Below are 25422 nucleotides of genomic sequence, written 5' to 3' on the forward strand. Positions count from 1 at the left end.
GTATTCACGAAGCGATGATCTTACTGCATTGGTTGTAGAAACTGCTGTAGACGCTCGGATTGTGGCCTATCGAACAAGTCTTTGGGGTGACCACGTTCTTCAATCAGGCCGTTGTGCATGAAAATGGTCTCGGAAGACACGTCACGCGCAAAATTCATTTCGTGGGTCACCAGAATCATGGTGCGGCCTTCCTGGGCCAACTGGCGAATCACGCGTAGCACTTCACCCACCATTTCCGGGTCCAGCGCCGACGTCGGCTCGTCAAACAGCAAGACATCCGGGTCCATGGCCAGCGCACGGGCAATGGCCACGCGTTGCTGCTGGCCGCCGGACAGCTCGGCCGGGTAAGCATCGCATTTGTTGCTCAACCCCACCTTGCCCAGCAGTTCTCGGGCGTAATCGGCAGCTTCACGGGCCGAGCGGCCTTTGACATGAATCGGGCCTTCGGTGACGTTTTGCAGCACCGTGCGGTGCGACCACAGGTTGAAGTTCTGAAACACCATTCCCAAGCGGGCGCGGACTTGTTCCAGCAGGCGCGGGTTGTCCGTCTGGCATTCCCCTTTGCGATTGCGATGGCTGCGCAAAATGTCGGCACCGATCTGGATCTCGCCCTGATCAGGCACGACCAGGTGGTTAATGCAGCGCAGCAGGGTACTTTTGCCCGAGCCGGAGGCACCAATAATGGAGAGCACATCGCCCTTGTGAGCTTGCAGGGAAATGCCCTTGAGCACCTCGTTGGTGCCAAAGCGTTTGTGGATGTCGCGAACCTGGACCGCCGCGTTCAGGTCATTGGTATTCACAGCAACGTCCTTGCGGTCAAAGAGAAAGGGGGTAAGGGTTTCATACGGGTGTCATATCCTGGATGCCCGATTCTACCGCTTTCCCCCTGTTTTTTTCGCACCAGCGCTGTATTTTGCTCATAAAAAGCGGCATAAACCGAGTACGCCGTCTTATCAGCTTAGGGATACAGACCGCGTACCTGACGAGATTCCAGAATGCGGGCGCAACCCACAATAAAGGCAGCCGTACGCAAGGTGACGTTGTGCTCTTTGGCAACCGCCGCCACCGTGGTGTAGGCCGAGCGCATCATCATTTCCAGACGGTTGTTGATCTCGTCCTCGGTCCAGAAGAAGCTGGAGAAGTCCTGGACCCACTCGAAGTAGGACACGGTCACGCCACCGGCGTTGGCGACCACGTCCGGAACAATGGTCACGCCCTTGTCGTTCAGAATGTCGTCGGCTTCGGGGGTGGTGGGGCCGTTGGCACCTTCAATCACAATGCGGGCGCGGATGCGTTCTGCATTGTTTTTGTTGATCTGGCCTTCCAGGGCAGCAGGAATCAGCAAATCGGTTTCGATATGCCAGAAGTCTTCATTGGAGATGGCTTCCGTGTTGGGCGCACCGGCCAGACCTTTGTGCTGTTCCATGTGGTTCAGCAAGGCCAGTACATCCAGACCATTGGCGTTGTACACGGTGCCGGTGTGATCCTGTACGGCCAGCACTTTGGCACCGGCTTCCTGGAACAGGCGGGCGGCGGTGCCACCCACGTTACCGAAGCCTTGCACAATGACGCGGGCGCCATTCAGATCGATACCGGCATCGCGGGCGGCTTCGCAGCCTACTGTGTATACGCCGCGGCCTGTGGCTTCCACACGGCCCAGGCTGCCGCCCAGGGACACGGGTTTGCCGGTGACTACGCCTGTGCTGGTGCCGCCCACGTTCATGGAATAGGTGTCCATCATCCAGGCCATGGTCTGGGCGTTGGTATTCACGTCCGGTGCGGGAATGTCTTTGTTAGGGCCGATGATCACTCCGATTTCGCTGGTGTAGCGGCGCGTGATGCGCTCCAGCTCGGCCTGGGAGTGGTTGCGTGGATCAATACGAATACCGCCCTTGGCACCGCCAAAAGGCAGATTCACCGCCGCCGATTTCACCGACATCCAGGCAGCCAGGGCCATCACTTCGGACAGGGTTACGTCCTGGTGGTAGCGCACGCCGCCCTTGCCTGGGCCACGGGAAGTATTGTGTTGAACGCGATAGCCCTCAAAGTGGGCCACGGTGCCGTTATCCAGTTCAATGGGTACGTCGACAATCAGTGTGCGCTTGGGGCGCTTGAGTGTTTCAACCCATCGGGACAGTTTGCCCAGATAAGGAGTGACTCGCTCCACTTGTTCGAGATAAATACCCCAGGGGCCGACGTCGTCGGCGTTCAGGTATGACGGCAAAGCATGGGTGGGACGATCTGTCATGAGCTCCTCGATAAGGTTGGGGAAACGGGATACGAGTACACAGTGAAGACGTGTGGTTGCGCACAGACGCAGAGCCCGGCAAACACGCTGTGGATTGGCTTAGCGGTGGCCGTGTGCAACAGTTATGCTATCGGAAATGGCCGCTGTTGTGTTTGCAGCGTTTGCGATGGTTTTATCTGGGTGCGTGTGCATTGATGGCTTCTTCTGACTCTTCCCTTTCTGGTCGCTTGGCGCAGTTGCGTCAACGCATCGAACAGGCTTGCTTGCAGGCCGGCCGCCCTGCTGATGCGGTGGCTCTTTTACCGGTAAGCAAAACCTTTCCTGTGCCCGTGCTGGCTCAAGCCCTGGATTTGGGCTTGTCACGAATGGGCGAGAACAAGGTTCAGGAGATTCGGGACAAGCAGGCAGAGCTGGCCGATCGCGCGGTGCAGTGGGTGATGATAGGCCATCTGCAGAGCAATAAGGCTAAAGACATCGCACGCTTAGCCAGCGAAGTGCAGTCTTTGGACCGTTTATCGCTGGCTCAGGCTCTGGATCGAAGCCTGCAAACAGAGCAGCGCAGCCTGGATGTACTGATTCAAGTCAAAACGTCGCCCGAGCCCAGCAAGTTTGGTTTGGCCCCGGACGAGTTGCCTGCTTTTATGCAGTCTTTGCGTTCACTGGATACCTTGAAAGTACGTGGGCTAATGACAATGGCCGTCAATAGCGACGACCCTCAGGCCGTACGCGCCTGTTTTGTCCAGTTGCGCCAATGGCGAGATCGTCTGGTCGAGCTGGGCTACGAGCAGGTGCAAGGCCTGTCCATGGGCATGAGCGGGGATTTCGAGCTGGCGATTCAGGAAGGTTCTACCGAAGTGCGGGTGGGTTCGGCTCTGTTTGGCGCACGCGATTATCGTTAATCGATATCAGCATCGTTACTAATGCCCTGCGCACGGCTGTCCGCGCATAATGTCTCTGCGCATCCCGGACGGGATGCTTAACACTTAAAAAGAATAGCGCCAAAAGCGCTATCTGCACGCATGGAGGAGACATCATGCATTGGAAGAACTTTGGAGCCGGTGTGCTGTTGCTAAGCGCCAGCCTGACAGGGACGGCGATGGCAGCAGACTGGCCCCAGTCTGCCGTGACTTGGGTAGTGCCTTATCCCGCAGGGGGCGGTTCAGATGTGATTGCCCGACTGGTCGCCAAACAATTGGAAAGCAGCCTGGGCCAGACGCTGATTGTGGAAAACAAGCCGGGGGCGGCCACCATTATTGGTGCAACCTACGTCAGCAATGCCAAGCCGGATGGCTATACCGTAGGAACGGCTGATTCAGGTACGTTGGCGTTCAACTCCTCCCTGTACAGCAAGCTGCAATACGATCCGGCGGCCTTCACGTATGTTGGCGGTCTGGCTCGTTTTCCCCTGATGCTGGCGGTGCCACAAGAGTCTCCGTACAAGACGGTGGCAGATTTGCTGGAAGCCGCGCGTAAACAGCCTGAAAAGCTGACGTCTTCGTCCGCTGGCAGTGGCTCCCCACACCATCTGGCACTGGAAATGTTCAAGCAGCGCACGGACACCAAGATCGTGCATGTGCCCTACAAGGGTGCCGCCCCTGCGATTCAGGATTTGTTAGGTGGTCAGGTGGATATGTCCTTTGTGGACTCCGCGGCAGCACTGTCCAACATCAAGGCAGGCAAACTGCGGGTGCTAGCCGTTGCCACGCCTGAGCGCAGTGGCTTGCTGCCTGACGTGCCCACCATGGCCGAAGCGGGTATCGCCGACTTCTACGCCTACGCTTGGCAGGGCATCGTGGGGCCACCCAAGATGGATGAGGCTGCTCGTCAACGCTTGAGCCAGGATTTGATGCAGGCCCTGAAAACGCCTGAGCTGGCCCAGCGGATCCGCGATATGGGCGTAGAACCCATGCCCATGACGCCCGATGAATTCCAGGCCTACGCTCAGCGTGAACGCGCTGAATGGGCCACGGTTATCGAGCGTGCCGGTATCCGTATGGATTGATGTTGATGCGGCCCACAGTGGCCGCATAATCAGGCGGCATACTCATCGCCGTAGCGTTTCAGGCCGTCCAGGTCTACAACCTGGACGCCACCATACTTGATCAGCAGCAAGCCCTCGTTTTCAAGCTGGCGCAATGCCTGGTTGGCACGCTGGCGCGAGACGCGGGCCAGATAGCCAATTTCTTCTTGGGTAATGTCCAGGCGCAGACCTTTTCCGGGGTAGAGCAGCGGGTTGAACAGCTCTGCCAGACAACGTGCCACGCGGGCATCGGGCGTAGACAGGCTGTTGTACTCGGCCTTGCCGATAAATTGCGCCACACGTTCATTGAGCTGATGCAGGAGGTAGCGGTTGAATGCAATGCTCTGGTCCAGCAAGTCGTTAAAACTATGCGCGGGCAGTCGGGCCACCTGGCTGTCGCGCAAGGCGACAACATCGTATTTACGTTCCTCGTTCTTGAGCAAGGAGCCTTCGCCAATCCAGCCACCGGCGGGTACGCCGGTCATGGAGGCAATCTTGCCTTCGGAATTTCCTACCGACACTTTGAGCAAACCTGACAGCACGCCAATCCAGGCGGTGGCGCGCTCTCCCTTGCGTTCCACAATGGCGCCAGCCTCGTACTCAGTGACCAAAGTATCGCGCCGGACACGCTCTTGCAGCTCCGGTGTCAACAGGCGAAACCAGGCGGCTCGCTCGGATAAAGCATCTACAACATGCATGAGGATTAACCCTCGATAAAGGTCGAATGTCATGTCCGTGACAATCTTCGGGACGGGCAGCCGATAACTTGATTAATAACAGGCTGCAAATAGCGTGAGGGCATCAAGTTCGCCTTCGGTCTCAATCATAAGCAGCCTCCTGGACCATAACAAGCCGGGAAAATTCGGAGGAGACATGGTTGTGCGGATGGATAAAGAGCAGGTAGCGGGTTTACCCGGCACCTTCCCAGCCTGGATAGAACACCATGCCCAGGTGCGCGGCAGCAATATCGCCATGCGCGAAAAAGACCTGGGAATCTGGCAGACCTGGACGTGGCGGGAGCTGGCTGAACAGGCCGAGCAACTGGCTGCGGGCCTGGCCGGGCTGGGTGTCAAAGACGGACAGCACGTTGCGGTGATCGGTGAGAACCGCCCGCGTTTGTATCTTGCCATGATGGCGGCCCAAATGCTGGGCGCTGTCCCTGTGCCCTTGTATCAGGATGCCGTGGCCCAGGAAATGTTGCACGTTTTGCTGGATGCCAGCATCCGTGTGGCCGTGGTCGAAGATCAGGAGCAGGTCGACAAGCTGCTGGAAGTCTGGGACCAGTGCCCCGACCTGGATGCGCTGATTTACGACGACCCACGCGGTCTGCGCAATTACCAGTACGAGCAATTGCAGTTCATCGAACAAGTTATGGAGCAGGGGCGCTTGCAACTAGCGCGTGATCCGGACTATGTCCGTCGTATCTGGAAAGCGATTACGCCTGACCATGCGGCCGCCATGTTCTATACCTCCGGCACCACCGGCAAACCCAAAGGTGTCGTGCTGACGCATGCGGCTTTGGTGGATCGTGGCCTGGCCATTCAGGAACTGGAATCGCTGACCGATGCCGAGGAAGTGCTGGCCTATCTGCCGCCTGCCTGGATTGGGCAGAACATGTTTTCCTACACCCAGTTTCTGGTCACGGGTTTTACGGTGAATCACCCCGAGTCGCCCGAAACCGTGTCCATCGATTTGCACGACATTGGCCCAACGTACTATTTTGCCCCTCCCCGCGTGCTGGAAGGCTTGCTGACGCAGGTCACCATTCGCATGGAAGATGCGGGTGCCTTGAAGCGTGCCCTGTTCAAGCGCTGCATGGCCTTGGCAAACCGGGTTGGCGTCAAGATTCTGGACAAGAGCCCCGGCGTGGGCCTGTGGGATCGCCTTTGCTACGCCATGGGCAATGCCCTGATTTATGGCCCTTTGCGCAATGCACTGGGAATGAGTCGGGTGCGGGTAGCCTACACGGCAGGTGAAGCGATTGGCCCTGATCTGTTCACGTTTTACCGCTCGATCGGCATCAACTTGAAGCAGTTGTACGGCGGCACTGAAACTTCCGTGTTCGTATGTGTGCAGCAAGATGGTCATGTGCGTCCTGACACGGTTGGCCCACCTGTACGAGGCGTGGAAATCCGTGTGGCCGATAACGGTGAAATTCAGGTGCGTAGCCCTGGCCTGTTCAAAGAGTATTACCGCAACCCCGAGTCCACCGCCGAGTCCTTTACCGAGGACGGTTGGTATCACACGGGTGATGCCGGTTATCTGGACACCGATGGTCAGTTAAAGATCATCGACCGGGCCAAGGACGTGGGCAAGCTGGCTGATGGCTCCTTGTTTGCACCCAAGTACATCGAAAACAAGCTCAAGTTCTTCCCCTTCGTCAAAGAAGCCGTGGCGTTTGGCGATGGCCAGGAAGAAGTGTGCGCCTTTATCAATATTGATCTGGAAGCCGTGGGCAACTGGGCCGAGCGTCGCAACCTGCCCTATGCCGGTTACACCGACCTGGCAGGCAAGCCCGAGGTCTACGCCTTGATTCGCGATTGCGTGGCACAGGTCAACGAAGATCTGGCGTCCGATCCCAAGCTGGCTGGTTCGCGCATCAATGCCTTCCTGATTCTGCACAAAGAGCTGGACCCCGATGACGATGAACTGACCCGTACCCGCAAAGTACGTCGCGGCTTTATCGCACAGAAGTACAAGGTGCTGGTCGATGCCTTGTTCAGCGGCTTGGACAGACAGTTTGTGGAGACTGAAGTGAAGTTTGAGGATGGGCGCAGCGGTCGCATCTCGGCAGACCTGCACATTGAGCGCATGACAGACGTAGCAGCAAGGAGCGCATGATGACTGAGGCGCAAACGCCGGGCCGTCGCATTGGCCCTGTAGTACTGGATTTGAAGAATATTTCGCTGTCCTTTGGTGGTGTGAAAGCCTTGACCGATATCTCGTTCAACATTCGTGAACACGAGATCCGCTCCATCATCGGCCCGAACGGGGCAGGCAAAAGCTCCATGCTGAACGTCATCAACGGCGTGTATGCACCACAACAAGGCGAGATTGTCTTGCGGGACCAGAGTTATGCACGCATGAACTCGCGTCACACGGCAGAGCAGGGCATTGCCCGTACCTTCCAGAACCTGGCGCTGTTCAAGGGCATGAGTGTGCTGGACAACATCATGACCGGCCGCAATCTGCACATGAAAAGCGGGGTGTTTGCCCAGGCTTTCCGACTGGGCGGGGCCGAGCGTGAAGAGATTCGCAACCGTGAATACGTGGAAGGCATTATCGACTTCCTGGAGATTCAGGCCTACCGCAAAACGCCGGTAGGACGTCTGCCTTACGGCCTGCAAAAACGGGTTGACCTGGGTCGGGCGCTGGCGATGCAACCGAGCATTCTGCTGCTGGACGAGCCCATGGCGGGCATGAACATCGAAGAAAAGCAGGATATGTGTCGCTTCATTCTGGATGTGAACGAAGAGTACGGCACCACGATTGTTTTGATTGAACACGATATGGGCGTAGTCATGGACATTTCGGACCGCGTGGTGGTCCTGGACTATGGCAAGAAAATTGGTGACGGGGTTCCTGACGAAGTACGACAAAACCCGGACGTCATCCGCGCCTATCTTGGCGCTGGCCATTGAGGGGAACGGACATGGCATTTTTTCTTGAAACTTTGCTGGGCGGGCTGATGAGCGGGATGTTGTACGCCCTGGTCGCGCTGGGCTTTGTCCTGATCTTCAAAGCATCGGGTGTCTTTAACTTTGCACAGGGCGCAATGGTGCTGGTGGCCGCACTGGCCATGGCCCGTCTGTCTCAGTGGATTCCGCAGTTGCTGGGCATGGAGCCTGGCATTTTAGGCAATGTGCTGGCTTTCATTGTCTCGGCCATCTTGATGTTTGTGCTGGCTGTCGTGATTGAGCGCTGGGTGCTGCGTTATCTGGTCAACCAGGAAGGCACAACCTTGCTGATGGCCACCATCGGTATCAGCTATCTGCTCGATGGCCTGGGCCAGATCGTGTTTGGCAGCTCCGTGTATTCCATTGATGTGGGCATGCCCAAAGACCCGGCTTTCATTCTGGAATCCGTGTTTGAAGGCGGTGTGCTGGTCAGCCTGGAAGACTTGAGCTCGGCGGTGGTTGCTGCCTTGCTGGTGGCTGCCCTGGCCATGTTTTTCCAATACACCAGCGTAGGTCGTGCCCTGCGTGCGGTGGCGGACGATCACCAGGCAGCGCAATCCATTGGTATTCCCCTGAACCGTATCTGGGTCGTGGTCTGGACCGTGGCTGGTTTGGTGGCTCTGGTGGCGGGCATTATCTGGGGCTCCAAGTATGGAGTGCAGTTCACCCTGTCTACTGCAGCGCTGCGCGCCTTGCCGGTGGTGATTCTGGGTGGTCTGACATCGGTGCCTGGTGCCATTGTGGGCGGCCTGATTATCGGTGTAGGCGAGAAGGTGTCCGAGGTGTATCTGGGCCCTTATGTAGGTGGCGGCATCGAGATCTGGTTTGCTTATGTGCTGGCCCTGGTGTTCTTGCTGTTCCGACCTCAAGGTCTGTTCGGCGAGAAGATTATTGATCGCGTCTGAGGTGGAGTCGATATGATTTACCGCGAAAATGGTCAGTTCAAAAGCAGCTATCGGGCTGACCAGCAGATTTTTCCCATCCGCCAGGATCGCTATGTGGTGTTGGGCTTGTTGCTGGTGGCATTCCTGCTGGTGCCAGCCATGGCATCCAACTACTTCCTGCAAGCCATTCTGATCCCCTTTCTGATCCTGTCCTTGGCAGCGATTGGCCTGAACATTCTGGTGGGTTATTGCGGCCAGATTTCCATTGGTTCGGGCGCCTTTATGGCTGTGGGTGCCTACGCCGCCTGGAACTTTGGTGTCCGTATTCCGGAACTGCCACTGGTCTTGCAGATCCTGCTGGGCGGCGTCTTCGCTACTTTGGTGGGTGTGGCCTTCGGTATCCCCAGTTTGCGTATTCGGGGTCTGTACCTGGCTGTTACGACGCTGGCCGCACAGTTCTTTGTGGATTGGGCTTTCCTGCGTATCGCCTTTTTCACCAACTATTCGCCATCGGGCAACGTGTCCGTGCCTGCCTTGAGCGCCTTCGGTCTGCCTGTTCAGACTCCCATGCAAAAGTACTTGTTTGTGCTGCTGTTTGTGGTGGTGTTCGCGCTCCTGGCCAAGAATCTGGTGCGTGGTGCAATTGGGCGTCAATGGATGGCGATTCGTGACATGGACGTGGCGGCTGAGGTGATTGGTATTCGTCCGGTCTACGCCAAGCTCACCGCCTTTGCCGTCAGCTCTTTCATCATCGGTGTGGCTGGTGCTTTGTGGGCCTTTGTACACCTGGGTTCCTGGGAACCGCTGGCCTTTGACTTGAACCGTTCCTTGCAGTTGCTGTTCATCGTCATCATCGGTGGTCTGGGCTCGATTGTGGGCAGCTTCTTTGGTGCCGCTTTCATGGTCTTGCTGCCCGTGTTCCTGACGAACGTGCCGCACTGGTTTGGCGTGTCGATTGGCGTGGATACCGCCTCGCACATTGAACACATGGTGTTCGGTGCCCTGATCGTATTTTTCTTGATTGTGGAGCCGCACGGTTTGGCTCGACTCTGGAGTATTGGTAAGGAAAAGCTGCGTTTGTGGCCCTTCCCCCATTAATAGCAGGTAGGCAGTTCATTACAAAAACAGCCCCACCAATCGGGATGGGGTACTTAGACAAATGGTACTTATCGGAGGACCAGGAGATGACAACACGACTGAAACGCGCTGTGCTCGGCTTGAGTGCTTGCGCTGCAATGTTGACCATGAGCACAGCCGCTTTGGCAGCCGAGGAACAGTACATTCCCCTGCTGACCTACCGCACCGGCTCCTTTGCCCCACTGGGTATCCCATGGGCGGACGGCAAGCTGGACTATCTGGCTTTGGTCAATGAACGTGACGGCGGTGTCAATGGCGTCAAGCTGGTGTACGAGGAGTGTGAAACCGCGTATGCCACCGACCGTGGTGTCGAGTGCTACGAGCGCATGAAAGGCAAGAACGGGGGCGCTTCGGGCTTTGATACCCAGTCCACAGGCATTACCTTCGCACTGACTGACAAGGCCTTTGTCGATGGCGTGACCATTGAAACCATGGGCTACGGTCTGTCTCACTCGGCTAACGGCGCGGTGTTCGAGTGGAACTTCCCGCTGCTGGGCACCTACTGGACCGCTGCTGACGTCATGATCCAGGACATCGCCAAGCAAGTGGGCGAGGACAAGCTTAAAGATCAGCGCATTGCTCTGGTCTACCACGACTCGCCTTACGGTAAAGAACCTATCGCCCTGTTGCAGGCACGTGCCAAAGAGCAAGGCTTCAAGCTGGATCTGTACCCTGTGACCGCTCCTGGTGTGGAACAAAAATCCACCTGGCTGCAAGTGCGTAAAAACCGTCCTGACTTCGTCTTGCTGTGGAGCGCCGGGATCATGACGCCTACCGCCATTCGTGAAGCACAGGCCGTGGGTTACCCACGCGAGAAGATCTATGGCATCTGGTGGGCAGCGTCCGAGAGCGATGTGGTCGATCTGGGCCAGACCGCCAAGGGCTACAAGGGCATCACCATTCACAACAGTGCTGGCGATGGCCCGGTGCATGACGCCGTGCGCGATCTGCATGCCAAAGGCAAAGGGGCTGAAAACCGCGACAAGCACGTCGGTTCCTTGGCACACACCCGCGGCATGATGATCTCCATGATGCAGGTAGAAGCCATTCGCACCGCACAAGAGAAGTTTGGCAAGGGCAAGCAAATGACGCCTGAGCAAGTGCGCTGGGGCTTTGAGAACCTGGACCTGGACGAAGCACGTCTGAAAGAGCTGGGCTTTGAGGGCATCATGCGTCCCGTCAAGACCTCTTGCAGCAACCACATGGGTGATGACTGGGCACGTATTGTGCAGTGGGACGGCAACAAGTTTGAAGTCGTATCTGACTGGTATCAGTCCGACAAGAACTTCGTTGATCCATTAGTCAAAGAAATGTCGGCCAAGTACGCCGCTGAGAAGAAAATTACGCCTCGCACCTGCGAAGGCTAAACCCAGGCGCCCAGGGTTCGCCCTGGGCACTGCATTGCGTGGGGAAGATTATGAGTGAGACCGTAGGCCAAGTGGATGAGACGCCAACGCTGTTGGACGTCAATGGCATCGAAGTGATTTACAACCACGTCATTCTGGTGCTCAAGGGCGTTTCCTTGCGTGTTCCAGAAGGGCGGATTGTTGCCTTGCTGGGCGCCAACGGTGCCGGTAAAACCACGACCTTGCGGGCCGTATCGAACTTGCTGCGCGCCGAGCGCGGCGATGTGACCAAAGGCCAGATTCATTTGCGTGGTGAACGCATCGACCAACTGACACCGGCTGATCTGGTCAAGCGCGGCGTGGTGCAGGTGATGGAAGGGCGTCACTGTTTTGCGCACTTGAGTATTGAAGAAAACTTGCTGACCGGGGCGTATACCCGCTCCCTGTCGCGCGGCGATTTAAGCGCCGAGCTGGACAAGGTGTACCAGTACTTTCCGCGTTTGAAGCAGCGCCGCACCAGTCAGGCAGGCTATACCTCGGGCGGGGAGCAGCAAATGTGTGCCATTGGCCGTGCCCTGATGGCCGACCCGGGCATGATTTTGCTGGATGAACCTTCCATGGGGCTGGCCCCGCAGGTGGTGGAAGAGATTTTCGAGATCGTGCGTGACTTGAATCAGCGCGAGCGAGTCAGCTTCTTGCTGGCCGAGCAGAACACCAACGTGGCCCTGAAGTATGCCGACTACGGCTACATCCTGGAAAACGGTCGGGTGATGATGGATGGACCTTCCCAGGCCTTGGCGGAGAACGAGGACGTCAAGGAGTTCTATCTGGGTGTGTCCGGGGGCGAGCGCAAGAGCTTTCGCGACAATAAATTTTATCGACGACGCAAGCGCTGGTTGGCGTAAAGCCGCTACCCCTTACCCTTTTTGACGTTTTTAGTTTTGGGCAGCTTCTGGCTACACGGGGTGTGGTAGCAGAGCTTGGCATCGACACGTCTCTGTCTACGGGCAGAAAGTCGGCTGGGCGCGGGAGTGTTTGAATGCCAATTCATCCCACTGGAGGAGAGATGAGCGAATATTACGACGAGCGCGAAACCCTGGAACCGGACGAGCGCGAAGCCGATTTAATGACCCGCCTGCCGCAGGTGCTGCAAGCGGCTGCCAAAGGGGCACCGGCCATTGCCAAGCAATTGGAGTCCGTGGATCTGGGCGCGGTACGCAGCCGCGAAGATCTGTTGGCCATCCCTGTGTTTCGCAAAGGTGAACTGCTGCAAGCCCAGCTTGCAGCACGTGAACAAGCCCGTTCTGGTGCAGATTCTGCGGCCTATGCGCAATCGGTGTTTGGGGGCTTCTCCTCCATAGGCTGGGGTGCCGCACGTAAAGTGTTTGCCTCGCCCGGCCCCATGTACGAACCTGAAAGCCGTCGCCCGGATTATTGGGGTTTTGCTCGCGCCCTCTACGCGGCAGGATTTCGTCGGGAAGAGCTGATTTTCAACTGTTTCTCCTACCACTTCACCCCGGCTGGCTCCATGATGGAAACCGCTGCCCATGCCCTGGATTGCACGGTGTTTCCGGGCGGGGTGGGTCAGACAGAGCAGCAAGTACAGGCCATGGCGGACCTGCGTCCCAATGGCTATACCGGTACGCCCAGCTTTCTGAAGATCATCATGGAAAAAGCCCAGTCCATGCAGATTGCCTTGCCGGGTCTGACTAAAGCCCTGTTCTCGGGAGAGGCGTATCCGCCATCTCTGCAAAAATGGTTCAGCGAGCACGGTGTGGCAGGCTACCAGGCCTACGGCAGTGCCGATCTGGGCATGATTGCCTATGAAACCCAGGCCCGCGAAGGCTTGGTGCTCAATGAAAACCTGATTCTGGAAATCGTGCGACCCGGTACTGGTCAGCCTGTCGCTCCAGGAGAGGTGGGTGAGGTTGTTGTGACCTCCTTTAACCCCGACTACCCGCTGGTGCGCTTTGGCACGGGCGATTTGTCCGCCGTCATGCCCGGTCAGTCTCCTTGCGGTCGTACCAACCAGCGTATTCGCGGCTGGATGGGGCGTGCTGACCAGACAACCAAGGTACGCGGCATGTTTGTCCATCCGGGACAAGTGGAGCAGATTCGTTTGCGTCACAAGGAGCTGGGTCAGGCACGTCTAGTGGTACGGGGTGCCAGCGGTCAGGACCAGATGGTGTTCCAGGTGGAAGTCACCGCCAAGCCTGAAGGTCTGGAAAGTGCCTTGGCCGACTCGATCCGGGAAATCACCAAACTGCGTGCTCAGGTGGAATTTGTAGAGCCAGGTGCCTTGCCTCGGGATGGTAAAGTCATCGAGGACCAACGCAGCTACGATTAATTAGCCATGTAGATATGCACACAAGTAGCAGTCGGGCTGCGGTACTATGCTGGAAAATAGTCAATACCTATACCTTCTGAGGAGAGCCCGATGCGCTTTGTGCCCGTTTCTGCCGTAGTTTTGGCCCTGATGGCCAGCCTGCCTGCTGCCCAGGCCGCCACCCTGGACAATGTCAAACAGCGCGGCCATGTGCTGTGTGGCGTGACCACCGGTTTTGCCGGCTTCTCTGCTCCTGACGACAAGGGCACATGGACTGGCCTGGATATTGACGTATGTCGCTCGGTAGCCGCCGCCACCTTGGGCGACGCCAGCAAATTCAAGGCCGTGCCCTTGAACTCGCAGCAACGCTTTACCGCCTTGCAGTCCGGTGAAATTGATTTGCTGGCCCGTAACACCACTGTGACCCAGCAACGTGACACCGCCGTGGGCGCTGTCCACGCAGGTATCAACTTCTACGACGGCCAGGGCTTCCTGGTGTCCAAGAAACTGGGCGTATCCAGTGCCAAGGAATTGAACGGCGCCACGGTTTGTATGCAGACCGGCACGTCCAACGAAAACACCATGGCTGACTGGGCTCGTGCCAACAAGGTTGAGTACAAACCTGTGGTCATCGAACAGTTCAACGAAGTGGTTAACGCGTTTGTGGCGGGCCGCTGTGACGTGTTCTCCACCGATGCATCGGGCCTGGCTTCGATTCGTATCTCCAAAATGGAAAATCCGGACGACTACCTGGTGCTGCCTGAAATCATTTCCAAAGAGCCACTGGGCCCATTCGTTCGTCAGGGCGACGATGCTTGGCTGAACATTGTGAAATGGTCCATTCAGGCCAGCTTCAACGCCGAGGAACTGGGCGTGACGGCGGCTAACGTGGACGAGAAGCTCAAGAGCAACAACCCCAACATTCAGCGTCTGCTGGGCGTGACGCCCGGTGCCGGTAAAAATCTGGGCCTGGATGAAAAATGGGCCTACAACATCATCAAGCAAGTCGGTAACTACGGCGAGTCCTTTGACCGCAACGTCGGTAAAGGCAGCCCACTGCAAATCGAACGCGGCCTGAACGCCCTGTGGATCGACGGCGGCCTGATCTACGGTCTGCCTATTCGTTAATCTTTTCAGGATTCGCGATATGCAAAAAGCAGCTCCTTTGGGAGCTGCTTTTTTATTGGCTGCTAGATTCGAGGGCCATGAATCTGATTTGTTCTTTGCCCCAATAGGCCAAGCCGTACGGGGCAAACCTGGAGACTTAGTTCTTGCGCCGTAACACCAGCGAAATCTTGGCAAAGGCCACTTGCAGATCCTGCGTGGCACCCTGAAAAATCACAGGTCGTCCGCGCCGGGTAAAGCAGATCAGGCGCTTGGAGTTGAACAGGGGCACGAACTTGGCAAAGTGGATGTCTTGCCATTGCACTTCCCGCTTCATGATCCAGTTCTGGCGTATGCCGTTCTGATCAATGGTGGTGATGCCGTGCCACATATGCCAGGCGATCAGGATCAGGCCAGTAAACAGCAAGACCAGACAGCCTGCCAGCACAGGGCTGATGGCTGCGCCTTGCGGGGAACTGGCCACCAGGGCGAAACGTACACCGATCAGGGCCAACACAATCCAGGCACCGGCTGCCACCCATTTGGGCCAGGAGCGGCCCTGGATGGGAAGCGAGCCCAGATCTTTCAACATGGCATCGATTTCCTCTTTCGAGGGGGCTTGGCTCATCAACACGCGGCGGCCCCTTGCTTGCGGGCGGCCAGGGCGTTACTGGCATTGCTGGCTGATTTGCGCTTCAGGTGAGCCGAAATCCACTGGCCCGTGTCCACCACGGCGTTCAGATCAATGCCGGTTTCAATATCCAGGCCTTGCATCAGGAAGAGCACGTCTTCGGTGGCGACGTTGCCGGTTGCTCCCTTGGCGTAGGGGCAGCCGCCCAGACCGGCCACGGAACTGTGGAAAATATGAATACCCGCCTGCATGGAGGCCACGATATTGGCGATGGCCTGGCCATAAGTGTCGTGGAAGTGGCCGGACACGTGGACCGGGTCAATATGCTCGGTCACCATGCGCATGACCTCGTAGACCTGGCGAGCTGTGCCCACACCGATGGTGTCGGCCACGTCGATCTCGTCACAGCCCAGTTCGATCAGGCGTTTGCCTACTTTCAGCACATTGGAGGGGGCTACTGCGCCTTCGTAGGGGCAACCAAAGGCACAGCTAATGGAGCCACGCAGGCGCAGACCGGCTTCTTTGGCCGCTTGTGCAACAGGGGCAAAGCGCTCCAGCGACTCTTCGATGCTGCAGTTGATATTGCGCTGCGAAAAGGCCTCGCTGGCGGCGGCGAAGATGACTACTTCGTCTGCCTTGGCAGCCAGAGCCCCTTCAAAACCACGCATATTCGGTGTCAGGACTGAATAGATAGTGCCGGGGCGGCGATCAATGGCACCCATCACCTCTGCGCCGTCCGCCATTTGTGGCACCCATTTGGGCGAGACAAAGGAAGCCGCTTCCACGTTTGCAAAGCCCGCATTGGACAAACGGTTGACCAGTTCGACTTTGATATCGGTGGGAATAAATTCTTTTTCGTTTTGCAGGCCGTCCCGAGGGCCGACCTCCACAATCTTGACGCGCGATGGGTATGACATGACGTTTCCTGAAGGGAGAAATGGCTTGGGCCTTAAGGCCCTTACGTATTCGTCATGATACCTCTTGAAGGCAGGGCTGGCGTCCTAGGAACTGCCCTATGGCCCTTAAGGCTTCAAGCGTTGAAATCGTCCGTCTGCCAGAGGCTCGATGCAGCCTGCCAACTCCAGCTCTGCCAGGACCGCAGGCAGTTCGGTTGCCAGCAAGCCTGTACGTCGCATCAGTTGCTCCGGGGTTAGGGGAGCAAAGTCGATACGCTCCAGAATAGGGCGAAGTTCTTCTGGCAAGGCCTCATAGAGGGCACGCTGGGGCGTGGGCTGGCCGTTGGTGTCCAGACTGAAGGTGGTTTGTACATTGCCCAGCTCGTCCAGAATGTCCTGGGCGCTTTCCACCAGTTTGGCGCCCTGGCGAATCAGGGCATGGCAGCCGCGCGCCAAGGGAGAGTGAATAGAACCAGGAATGGCAAAGACTTCGCGTCCCAACTCGCCAGCCAGACGAGCCGTAATCAGGGAGCCGCTTTGTTTTGCGGCCTCAACCACCAGCACTCCTTTTGCCAGGGCCGCCACAATGCGGTTACGGCGTGGGAAGTGATGCGGCATGGCGCGAGTGCCTAAGGGGAACTCGCTGAGCAGCAGCCCGTGATCACTGATCTGGTGCGCCAGGTCGCGGTGCGCTGCCGGGTAGACCAGATCCAGTCCCGTCCCCATTACAGCAATCGTGCCCGCTGATTCTGGTCCTGCTTTCAAGGCTCCTTTATGCGCTGCCTGATCAATACCACTGGCCAGTCCGCTGATAATGCACCAGCCTTTGGACGCCAGCGTGGCGGCGAAGTCCGTGGCGGTTTCCTGGCCGGATTGGGTGGCATTGCGTGCGCCCACAATTGCCAGACCCTTGTGCTGCAGAGCGCCCAGATTGCCATTGGCATAGAGCAGTAGCGGTGCATCGTGCAGGTCCAGCAGTGCCGCGGGATAGGTGGGGTCGGCCAGCGTCACAATATGATGGCCGGGCTGCTTGAGCCACGCTATGGCTTGCTCGATTTGTGCCTGCAGTTCGTCCAGTGGCTCCTGGCTTAGCTGTACGGCCAGCTCTCCAGGAATGTGCCGTGACAAGGCTTGCACCGAGCTTTGATAGATTTGCGGCGGCAATCCGCAGGCTGCCAGCAATTGCCGGGCCTGGGCGGGCGCAAGCTCTGACTCAAGCGACAGACGCAGCCAGGCACGCAATTCTTTCGAGATTTCATCCGAGCTAAAATGATCAGGCATAAGGCAGTGTGGCACGAAACCGATAATTGTTCTGTTTGGCCTGGACTGTTTTATCCAGGGTGAAGGCCATTTTTTTGCTAGGGCTTCGTGTGGTGCCGGGGCAATCGGGTGCCGCCCTGAAACTTGTTTTATTATATCGACTTATCGCTTTTTCTTCGGACATGACAATGGCTTTGCTTCCTATCCTTAAATTTCCTGACCCACGTCTGCACACGGTTGCCAAACCCGTGCAGGAGGTCGACGACCGTATTCGCAAACTGGTCAAGGATATGGCCGAGACCATGTATGACGCGCCCGGCGTAGGCTTGGCCGCGACCCAGGTGGATGTGCACGAGCGTGTTGTCGTGATTGACGTGTCGGAAAGCGGCAAGGAATTGCTGGTACTGATCAACCCTGAAATCACCTGGAAAAGCGAAGAGCTGAAGGTTTACGAAGAAGGCTGTCTGTCCGTTCCCGATACCTACGACAAGGTCGAGCGCGCTGCCAATATCCGTTTCAAGGCTCAGAACGAAAAAGGCGAGTGGTACGAGAAAGAAGCCGATGGCCTGCTGGCCGTGTGTGTTCAGCACGAGCTGGATCACCTGGACGGCAAGGTGTTTGTGGAATACCTGTCCGTGCTCAAACGTGAACGTATTCGTAGCCGTCTGCGCAAGCAGCAGCGTGAAGCATTGAAGGCAGGGCAGTAGTCGCCATGCGTATTGTTTTTGCCGGTACTCCGGATTTTGCCCGTATCGCCCTGGAAGCCCTGTTAGCGCAGGGCTTTGATGTTCCTTTGGTTATGACGCAGCCAGACCGCCCTGCCGGTCGTGGCATGAAGCTCAGCCCTAGTCCCGTCAAGCAAGCGGCATTGAACGCCAATATTCCGGTCCTGCAGCCACATAGTCTGCGACTGGACGGCAAGTACCCCGAAGAAGCTGCTCAGGCCCGTCAGACCTTGCTGGATTTGCAGCCGGACTTGATGGTGGTGGCTGCTTACGGCCTGATTTTGCCTAAGTGGACCTTGGAGCTGCCGCGTTACGGTTGCTTCAATATCCATGCTAGTTTGTTGCCCCGCTGGCGCGGTGCGGCACCGATTCAGCGTGCGATTCAGGCAGGCGATGCGGCTACCGGCATCACCATCATGCAGATGGATGAGGGTCTGGATACCGGCGATATGCTGGTGCGCAGTGAATTGGCGATTCGTGATGATCACAGCGCTGCAACATTGCATGATGATTTGGCAGAACTGGGTGCACAAGCTTTGCTGGAAGCCTTGCAGAAATTACGCGATGGCACGCTGCAAGCGGTTCCTCAGCCAGAAGAAGGCGTGACTTATGCCGAGAAATTGTCCAAGGCGGAATCGGTGCTGGATTTGAGCCAGCCAGCCAAGGAGCTGGAGCGCCGTATTCGCGCGTTTGACCCGGTGCCAGGTTCCACCCTGTCCTTGCCCGGTTTGGACCAGCCTGTGAAGGTCTGGCGCGCCCAGGCGGTAGAGCAGAAGCATTCCGCAGAACCTGGACAGGTTCTGAACGTCAGTGCTCAAGGTATTGATGTGGCTTGCGGTGAAGGTGTGCTGCGTTTGCTGGAACTGCAAAAAGCCGGTTCCAAGCGCCAGCCCGTTGCGGTGTTTGTGCAGGGCTGGCAGTCGCGCTAAGTCTTGCCAAGCGGGTTCAGACGCCAGCAGTGCGCTGGCGTCGCCACTCCAGAGCGCCAATCACAATGCCGCTGGTACACACCACGGCAATCCCGATCCAGGTGAACATATCGGGGAACTGCCCCCAGATCAGCCAGCCCAGTGCGGCCGCTGCCACGATCTGCAGGTAGACGAAGGGTGCCAGCAAAGACGCCGAGGCGCGTTGATAGGCCTGGATTTGCAGCAGATGGCCCAGACAGCCCCACAAGCCGGTCGAAATCAGAATCAACCATTGAAAAAAGCTCAGCTCTTTCAGAGCTGGCAGGGCGGCGGGCAGCAGAAAGGGCAGAGCAATGGTCAGGCAGATGCTGCCTACGGCCCCGCTCCAGATCAGTGTTGTCAGGGAGTTGTCTACGGCCACGCGACGTGTTGCGATAAATTGCGTGGCGAACAGACAGGCGGTCATCAAACCAAACAGCACCCCTATCGGGTGCAGGCCAGCGGTAGGCCGAATGATGATCAGCACGCCCAGAAAGCCGACACCAGCGGCCACCCAGCGGCTCATGCGTGGTGGCTCTTTCAGGATCCAGGGGGCGACAGACAGCACCAGCAAAGGGGCCAGAAAGTTGATGGAGGTGGCTTCGGCTTGAGGCAGATAGCTCAAGGTGTTGAAAAACGAGAAGGTGGACAGCATCATCACTGTGCCACGCAGAATCTGTGCTTTGGGGCGGGAGCTACGCAGGATCTTGCGACCCTTTACTGGCAAGACCAGAGCCAGAACCAGTCCCAGGTGGACGACATAGCGAAACCAGCACATCACCAGTAGCGGCACGCCAAAGCCCATGATCCATTTGCCACTGGCATCCAGACCCGATAGGGCCCAGGAAGACAGAATCAGAATGAGCACCCCCGCCAAGGGAAAGACCGTTGGTGTCATGGTCTGGGGCAAGGAGGAGGGTTGGGGTGTGCTCATGACAGGCTCCTGACGAAAAGCACAAGGACGGCCGGATGGCCGTCCTGTATCGAACGTAAATCTTACCGGATTAGCGTTTGTGCAGGGGCAATACCCGTTCGATTGCTGAACCTACTGCCAAGAGGTGTTCGTCGTGGTAGGCAGGCGCCGCTACCATCAGGCCCACAGGGGCTTCATCAACCGCATGGCAAGGCAGCGACAGGGCGCAGCCGTCCAGGAAGTTGATCAGGGTAGGGTTACGCAACACCAGGCCGTTGGTGGCGAAGTAGACCTCGTCCGATGCCTTCAGATCGGCAATGCGAGGAGCGACCACAGGCACGGTAGGCATCAGTACGGCGTCGTAGCGTTCCAGACGGCTTTCCACGGCGCTGATCCAAGCCTGGCGTGTGTCTTGCAGCTCGATGTAGTCGGCGCAGTCGATGTCCTTACCGCGCAGAATGCGGGAGGCCACGCGTGGATCGTATTCGTCGCCCTTGCTTTGCAGGGTGTCGCGGTGCACGGACCAGGCTTCGGCGCAGACAAAGCCGCCTTTGCGGTTGATCTGTGGCAGTTGGTCAAATTCGGGCAGATTGATCTCTTCGACTACCGCGCCTTGTTCGCGCAGCAGTGCGATGGCACGGTCAAAGGCCGCACGTACGGTCTCATCGATGCCATCAAAGACAAAGGTTTTAGGCACGGCCAGACGCAGGGTATCCAGGGCAGGCGTTGCCACGGGTACGTAAGGCTGGTCGGTCAGGATGGAATCGACAATGGCGCAGCATTCGACAGAAGCGGCCAGCGGACCATTGGAGTCCAGGCTGCGCGACAAAGGCATGGTGCCTTCGCTGGGGACGCGCTCCGCAGTGGGTTTGAAACCGGTCAGACCGTTAAAGGCCGAAGGGATACGGATGGAGCCACCTGTATCAGTACCAATGGAGAACACCGACATGCCCTGGGCAACCGCGACCCCGGCACCGGAGGACGAACCGCCGGGGATCCGGGCGTTGTCGCGATCCCAGACAGAGCGCGGTGTGCCGTAATGGGGATTGATACCCAGACCGGAAAAGGCAAATTCGGTCATGTTGGTGGAGCCAATCAGGATGGCTCCGGCGCGCAGCAGACGCTCCACAATCGTGGCGTGCTGCTCGGCTGGTTCAGCATCTTTCAATACCGCCGACCCACCCAAAGTGACATAGCCTGCGATGTCATGCAGGTTCTTGACCGACATGGGCAGACCTTCCACCAGCGAGCGGCTCAAACCGGCTGCGCGCAAAATGTCGGAGGCCTTGGCCGCAGCCAGAGCCTGTTCAGCAAACACCTCGATGAAGGCGGCAGCGCCGTCACGGCTTTCGTCCTGGATACGATCCAGAGCTTGCTGGGTCAGTTCGACCGAGGTGGTTTCGCCACGATCAAGAGCACGTTGCAGTTCGGTAATAGTCGCTAGCATGGGTCACTCACAAATTAAATGGGTGGGGCGGGCGGAGCCAGTTTAGGCTACTTCAGGCAGGACTTCAGCCACGTAGGTATGACGGATGCTGCGTTCGCGGCGGGGGTCATACAACTCCATGGTGAACTGGGCGGCTGGGCGAATGCCACCGATGGCACCCACGGTGCCGCAGGTCATGCCGAAGCCTTCAGGCATGGTGGCGGACTGGAAGTAGCCTTCGATCAGTTCCAGCGGGTTCTTCAGGGTGGACAAAGGACCGTCTTGATACAGAACTTCTTTGCCGTCTTCCTGAATGTAGGCGCGGATGATCAGCTCGTCCCAGTACTCGGCCACGTCGCTGAACAACCAGGCTTCGCGAGCAACAGGCTTGGCGCAGATCTGCTTGGACAAGGCTACGCTGTGCGCTTCCAGAACGCGATCGGTGTGGTCCGAGGCCAGGCTGACCAGCAGGCGACCCTGGTGGTTGAACACAAACACTTCGGTTTCACCGGAGGAACCTGCACCAACGACCTGGATGTCTGCATCCTGGATCATCTGGTTGGCGGCGATGCGGTAGTACAGCGGCACCGAGCTTGGGCGGGGCACGCCCAGCTCGGCCAGTTCTTCAATGTGATGCTCGATGGCAGCCAGATCGCGGCCAGCCCAGCCAGCCACGATGCAGTGCTGCAAATCAGCTTCGATGATTTCAGTATGGGTGGCCTGGGCCAGTTCAAAAGTCAAACGCATAGCAGTACTCGTTTACTCAAAGACAGATTGGATTAACCGAACAGGCGTGGCAACCACAAAGCCAGATCCGGGAAGATAGCCAACAGGCCTACCATTGCCAGCAGCATGATCACAAAAGGCAGGCTGCCGATCATGACGTCGTTCATGCTGCCGCTCTTGCGCAGGCTTTGAACCACAAACAGGTTCAGACCAACAGGCGGAGTGATCAGGGCCACTTCCACCAGAATAATGATGGCGATACCCAGCCAGACCGGGTCAAAGCCCAGGGCAATCATGATGGGAGCCACGATCGGGATGGTGGTGATCATCATGGACAAGGTTTCCATGAAGCAGCCCAGCACCAGATAGAACACCACGATGATCAGCAGCATGACCATGGGCGAGACGCCCAGGCCAGTAATGGCATCGGTCAGCGCATTGGTCAGGCCAGTAGCGGCCATCACAAAGTTCAGGAAAGCGGAACCGATCACGATCAGCATGATCATGGCGGTGGCTTTCATGGTGCCTTCCAGCACTTCTTTGATCATGTTCCAGCTCATGCGACCCGAGAAAGCGGCCAGGATCAACGCACCCACGACTCCCAATGCAGCGGCTTCGGTTGGGGTGGCAATACCGGCGTAAATCGAACCCACGACCAGCAGGAAGATGCCCAGAGGAGGAACCAGATGCACCAGGCTGGCAAAACGCTGGCCCCAGGAGGCACGGATTTTGGCGCCGCCCCATTTGGGTTTGACCATGCAGGCGGCCGCGATGGCCAGCATGAACAGCAAGGCCATGCCCAGACCGGGGATGATGCCCGCCAGATACAGCTTGGGTACGGAGGTATTGGTCAGCACGCCGTAGATCACCAGGTTGATCGAAGGCGGAATCAGAATGCCCAAGGTGCCACCAGCGGCCAGACTACCCAGGAACAGAGGCTCGTTATAGCCTTGCTTCTTGATCTGCGGCAGGGCCACGGTGCCCACGGTAGCGGCGGTGGCGACGCTGGAGCCGGAGGTGGCAGCAAACAGGGCGCTGGCACCGATATTGGCGTGCATCAGGCCACCGGGCAGCCAGGACAGCCACAGGCTCATGGCGTTGTACATGCGTTCAGCCATACCGGAGCGCAGCAAAATCTCGCCCAGCATGATGAACAGAGGAATAGCGACCAGCAGGAATTCGTTGCTGGTGCCCCAGGAAATTTCACCCAATGCGCCGGTCAGCGGCAGCATGGAATACAGCGGGTCCAGAATCAGGCCCAAAACACCCAGAGCAGCGCCCACGGGAATGCTCAGCCCAATCAGAACGAGCAAGAGAGTCAGTGCGGTGGTAATCATTTGGCGTCTCCTTGCACCATGCGTTTGCCAGCCTCGGCTTCTTCAGAGGCTTCTTCCTGGGTGCTACGGATACCGCACAGGGACTGAATACCGGCCAGGTCGCCCGTAATCAGAGCCAGACTGGAGCGCAACAGCATCAGGGCCAGGACAATACACAGCCAGATCAGACCAGCCACCCACAGAAACTGGGGAATCCACAAGGGTGTGCCCATCGCCGTGTTGGCGGTGGATTGGTTAACCCAGGAGATATCTGCCACGCTGGTGGCATACAAGGTTAGATACACAATAAAGACCGACAGGGCGACCAGGGCAATCCAGTCCAACAGGGCGGCAAGGCGCACGGGCAGATGCTGGTAGATGGCATCGATACGGATATTGGCACGTTGCAAGGTTGCAAAGGACAAGGCCCAGGAGATGCTGATGGCAAAGGCATAGCCAGACAACTCATCGGAGCCGCCTAGCGAGCGTCCGCTGAATTTTCGGAACAGCACATCGGCCGTGATATAGAGAGCGCTGAGCAAGGTCAGGCTGCCAGCAAACCAGATGGCGTAGCGCGACAGATTGGTAGCACCAGCCAGCAGGCGGTTAAGCATGGCGAATTTTTCGGTATTTTCCATGGCGTCTAACCCGTATAGGGTTCAGGGAACATATAAATGGACAGTAGGCCCTGGAGACAGGGTGGGCCCAGGTGCTGGGCCGCCAACCAACGCGAGGGGTAGCGTCGGTTGGCAGTGACATCAAGTCAGATTACTTCTTGGCTTCAAAACCCAGGATCGGGCTCAGGCTGGCGTTAAAGGCAGCCACGGTGTCAGCGGAGCTACGCTCGGCCCACTTGGGCACCACGGTTTCGCTCATGACTTTTTTCAGCAGCTCACGGTCAGCGTCGGTAGGCTTGACCAGAGTCATCTTGCCTTTCAGAGGCTGGGTGCAAGCGTCAGCGCCGGTGTTGCAGTCATAACCTTCCTGCGTTTCCTTGGCGGCAGCGGCCCAGATGTCTTCGGTCATGGTCTTGATGTTGCTGGCCAGGAACTCTTGTACCTTAGGATCAAGCTTGTTCCAGTTGCCCAGGTTGGCAGCGTGAATCTGCTGGTTCCAGTTGATGGGCATTTCGTACAGGCTGGAGCTGACTTCGTACCACTTGGCCGAGTAGCCGGACATGGAGCCGGTAATGGCGCAATCGACCACACCGTTTTGCAGTGCAGGAACCACTTCACCAAATGGGATGGTTACGCTGTTGCCGCCCAGAGCCTGAACGAATTCAGCCTGTGTACGGCTGCTGGTACGCACTTTCTTGCCTTTCAGATCGCTCAGGCCGTTGAAGTTGCCGTTGCAAAACAGAACCTGGGCAGGGTAGGTGGAGAAACCCAGTACCTTGACGTTGTTCTTGGCGTAGAACTGCTCGTAAGCAGGGGTGAAGGCTTCGGTCAGCTTCTTGGCCACTTCGATATCGGGAGCCAGGCCAGCCAGGTCGATGGCTTCGTTAATGGAGTTGTCGCTGGCGAAGTAGGCCAGCGTTGCTGTACCAAAAGGAATCACGCCTTGACCGATCAAGCGCATGATTTCAGGACCTTTCAGGCCCATGTCGTTAAAGCCCTTGATATCAGCGGTGATCTGGCCACCGGACAGCTCAGGCACTTTCTTGGCCCAGAAGGGCTGCTCTGTGTTCTGGTAGGCAGTCAGGTTGCTCAAGCCACCGACAACTTTCAGGGAAGTCTTGGGCAGCTCCTGGGCCATCGTGGCAGAGCCCAGGGCCAGGGAGCCTAAAGCCAGGGAGGTCAGTACGATTTTTTTCATAAGGTGCTCCTAATAGCGGTCCAGC

Annotated in this window: 24 protein-coding genes; 12 read left to right on the plus strand and 12 right to left on the minus strand. The window is 57.6% G+C overall.

From position 1 onward, the window contains the following. Positions 1-20: 20 nt before the first annotated feature. Together JYG33_RS14640 and JYG33_RS14645 are read right to left on the minus strand one after the other, a co-directional pair. Positions 21-800 (minus strand): amino acid ABC transporter ATP-binding protein, encoded by a 780-nt coding sequence (locus tag JYG33_RS14640; RefSeq protein ID WP_243430186.1) that lies wholly within the window; start codon positions 798-800, stop codon positions 21-23. 158 nt (positions 801-958) lie between these two features. After that, a complete protein-coding gene (locus JYG33_RS14645) occupies positions 959-2248 on the minus strand; it encodes a Glu/Leu/Phe/Val dehydrogenase (RefSeq protein ID WP_207872910.1) in 1290 nt (429 codons plus the stop codon). Between the two features lie 194 nt (positions 2249-2442). Here JYG33_RS14645 and JYG33_RS14650 point away from each other — a divergent pair, with 194 nt between their 5' ends. Continuing rightward, positions 2443-3147, plus strand: a complete 705-nt coding sequence (locus JYG33_RS14650) for a YggS family pyridoxal phosphate-dependent enzyme (RefSeq protein ID WP_207875875.1) — start codon at positions 2443-2445, stop codon at positions 3145-3147. Between the two features lie 134 nt (positions 3148-3281). Then, positions 3282-4250, plus strand: coding sequence for a tripartite tricarboxylate transporter substrate binding protein (locus JYG33_RS14655; RefSeq protein WP_207872912.1), 969 nt, complete (start codon positions 3282-3284; stop codon positions 4248-4250). A gap of 29 nt (positions 4251-4279) precedes the next feature. On the opposite strand, the gene JYG33_RS14660 is transcribed toward JYG33_RS14655, so the two are convergent. Beyond that, positions 4280-4966 (minus strand): Crp/Fnr family transcriptional regulator, encoded by a 687-nt coding sequence (locus JYG33_RS14660; RefSeq protein WP_207872914.1) that lies wholly within the window; start codon positions 4964-4966, stop codon positions 4280-4282. Positions 4967-5141: 175 nt separating this feature from the next. Between JYG33_RS14660 and JYG33_RS14665 the strand changes: the two genes are divergently transcribed. From JYG33_RS14665 to JYG33_RS14700, 8 genes are all read left to right on the plus strand, one after another. Next, positions 5142-7109 (plus strand): AMP-binding protein, encoded by a 1968-nt coding sequence (locus tag JYG33_RS14665; RefSeq protein ID WP_243430187.1) that lies wholly within the window; start codon positions 5142-5144, stop codon positions 7107-7109. Further along, positions 7109-7909 (plus strand): ABC transporter ATP-binding protein, encoded by an 801-nt coding sequence (locus JYG33_RS14670; RefSeq protein WP_207872916.1) that lies wholly within the window; start codon positions 7109-7111, stop codon positions 7907-7909. Before JYG33_RS14665 ends, JYG33_RS14670 begins: the two co-directional genes overlap by 1 nt. 11 nt (positions 7910-7920) lie before the next feature. Then, entirely contained in the window at positions 7921-8850 is a 930-nt protein-coding gene (locus JYG33_RS14675) for a branched-chain amino acid ABC transporter permease (protein WP_207872918.1), read from the plus strand. Positions 8851-8862: 12 nt separating this feature from the next. Next, positions 8863-9927, plus strand: coding sequence for a branched-chain amino acid ABC transporter permease (locus JYG33_RS14680; RefSeq protein ID WP_207872920.1), 1065 nt, complete (start codon positions 8863-8865; stop codon positions 9925-9927). Positions 9928-10013: 86 nt separating this feature from the next. After that, entirely contained in the window at positions 10014-11333 is a 1320-nt protein-coding gene (locus tag JYG33_RS14685; RefSeq protein WP_207872922.1) for an ABC transporter substrate-binding protein, read from the plus strand. Positions 11334-11383: 50 nt separating this feature from the next. After that, positions 11384-12217, plus strand: a complete 834-nt coding sequence (locus JYG33_RS14690; protein WP_207872924.1) for an ABC transporter ATP-binding protein — start codon at positions 11384-11386, stop codon at positions 12215-12217. Positions 12218-12378: 161 nt separating this feature from the next. After that, the gene (locus JYG33_RS14695; RefSeq protein WP_207872926.1) at positions 12379-13659 is read left to right on the plus strand and encodes an AMP-binding protein; all 1281 of its coding nucleotides are present in this window, start codon (positions 12379-12381) and stop codon (positions 13657-13659) included. Between the two features lie 90 nt (positions 13660-13749). Then, the gene (locus JYG33_RS14700) at positions 13750-14766 is read left to right on the plus strand and encodes an amino acid ABC transporter substrate-binding protein (RefSeq protein WP_207872928.1); all 1017 of its coding nucleotides are present in this window, start codon (positions 13750-13752) and stop codon (positions 14764-14766) included. Positions 14767-14902: 136 nt separating this feature from the next. Here JYG33_RS14700 and JYG33_RS14705 read toward each other — a convergent pair whose 3' ends face one another. The 3 genes from JYG33_RS14705 to dprA all read right to left on the minus strand — a co-directional run bounded on the left by JYG33_RS14705 (position 14903) and on the right by dprA (position 17550). Further along, on the minus strand, positions 14903-15370 hold the full coding sequence (locus JYG33_RS14705; protein WP_207872930.1) for a hypothetical protein: 468 nt from the start codon (positions 15368-15370) through the stop codon (positions 14903-14905). Then, positions 15370-16290: a hydroxymethylglutaryl-CoA lyase gene (locus JYG33_RS14710; RefSeq protein WP_207872932.1), complete on the minus strand. Its 921-nt coding sequence runs from the start codon at positions 16288-16290 to the stop codon at positions 15370-15372. The genes JYG33_RS14705 and JYG33_RS14710 overlap by 1 nt, the downstream gene beginning before the upstream one ends. Before the next feature lie 105 nt (positions 16291-16395). Next, the gene (gene dprA / locus JYG33_RS14715; RefSeq protein WP_207872934.1) at positions 16396-17550 is read right to left on the minus strand and encodes a DNA-processing protein DprA; all 1155 of its coding nucleotides are present in this window, start codon (positions 17548-17550) and stop codon (positions 16396-16398) included. Positions 17551-17717: 167 nt separating this feature from the next. Between dprA and def the strand changes: the two genes are divergently transcribed. Next, positions 17718-18236 carry a peptide deformylase gene (gene def, locus JYG33_RS14720; RefSeq protein ID WP_207872936.1) on the plus strand — a complete coding sequence of 173 codons (519 nt, stop codon included), beginning with the start codon at positions 17718-17720 and terminating at the stop codon, positions 18234-18236. Between the two features lie 5 nt (positions 18237-18241). Next, positions 18242-19183 (plus strand): methionyl-tRNA formyltransferase, encoded by a 942-nt coding sequence (gene fmt / locus JYG33_RS14725; protein WP_207872938.1) that lies wholly within the window; start codon positions 18242-18244, stop codon positions 19181-19183. Positions 19184-19199: 16 nt separating this feature from the next. Here the strand turns inward: fmt and JYG33_RS14730 are convergent, their stop codons facing one another. From JYG33_RS14730 to JYG33_RS14755, 6 genes are all read right to left on the minus strand, one after another. Further along, positions 19200-20135, minus strand: coding sequence for a DMT family transporter (locus JYG33_RS14730; RefSeq protein ID WP_207872940.1), 936 nt, complete (start codon positions 20133-20135; stop codon positions 19200-19202). Positions 20136-20205: 70 nt separating this feature from the next. Continuing rightward, entirely contained in the window at positions 20206-21561 is a 1356-nt protein-coding gene (locus JYG33_RS14735) for an amidase (RefSeq protein ID WP_207872941.1), read from the minus strand. Between the two features lie 42 nt (positions 21562-21603). Next, entirely contained in the window at positions 21604-22287 is a 684-nt protein-coding gene (locus tag JYG33_RS14740) for a DUF2848 domain-containing protein (protein WP_207872943.1), read from the minus strand. Positions 22288-22319: 32 nt separating this feature from the next. Further along, positions 22320-23603: a TRAP transporter large permease gene (locus JYG33_RS14745; protein WP_207872945.1), complete on the minus strand. Its 1284-nt coding sequence runs from the start codon at positions 23601-23603 to the stop codon at positions 22320-22322. Further along, entirely contained in the window at positions 23600-24220 is a 621-nt protein-coding gene (locus JYG33_RS14750) for a TRAP transporter small permease (protein ID WP_207872947.1), read from the minus strand. The genes JYG33_RS14745 and JYG33_RS14750 overlap by 4 nt, the downstream gene beginning before the upstream one ends. A gap of 130 nt (positions 24221-24350) precedes the next feature. Next, entirely contained in the window at positions 24351-25397 is a 1047-nt protein-coding gene (locus JYG33_RS14755; RefSeq protein WP_207872949.1) for a TRAP transporter substrate-binding protein, read from the minus strand. Positions 25398-25422: the final 25 nt, after the last annotated feature.

This window comes from Alcaligenes sp. SORT26 (assembly GCF_017377875.1).
GTDB lineage: Bacteria > Pseudomonadota > Gammaproteobacteria > Burkholderiales > Burkholderiaceae_B > Alcaligenes > Alcaligenes parafaecalis.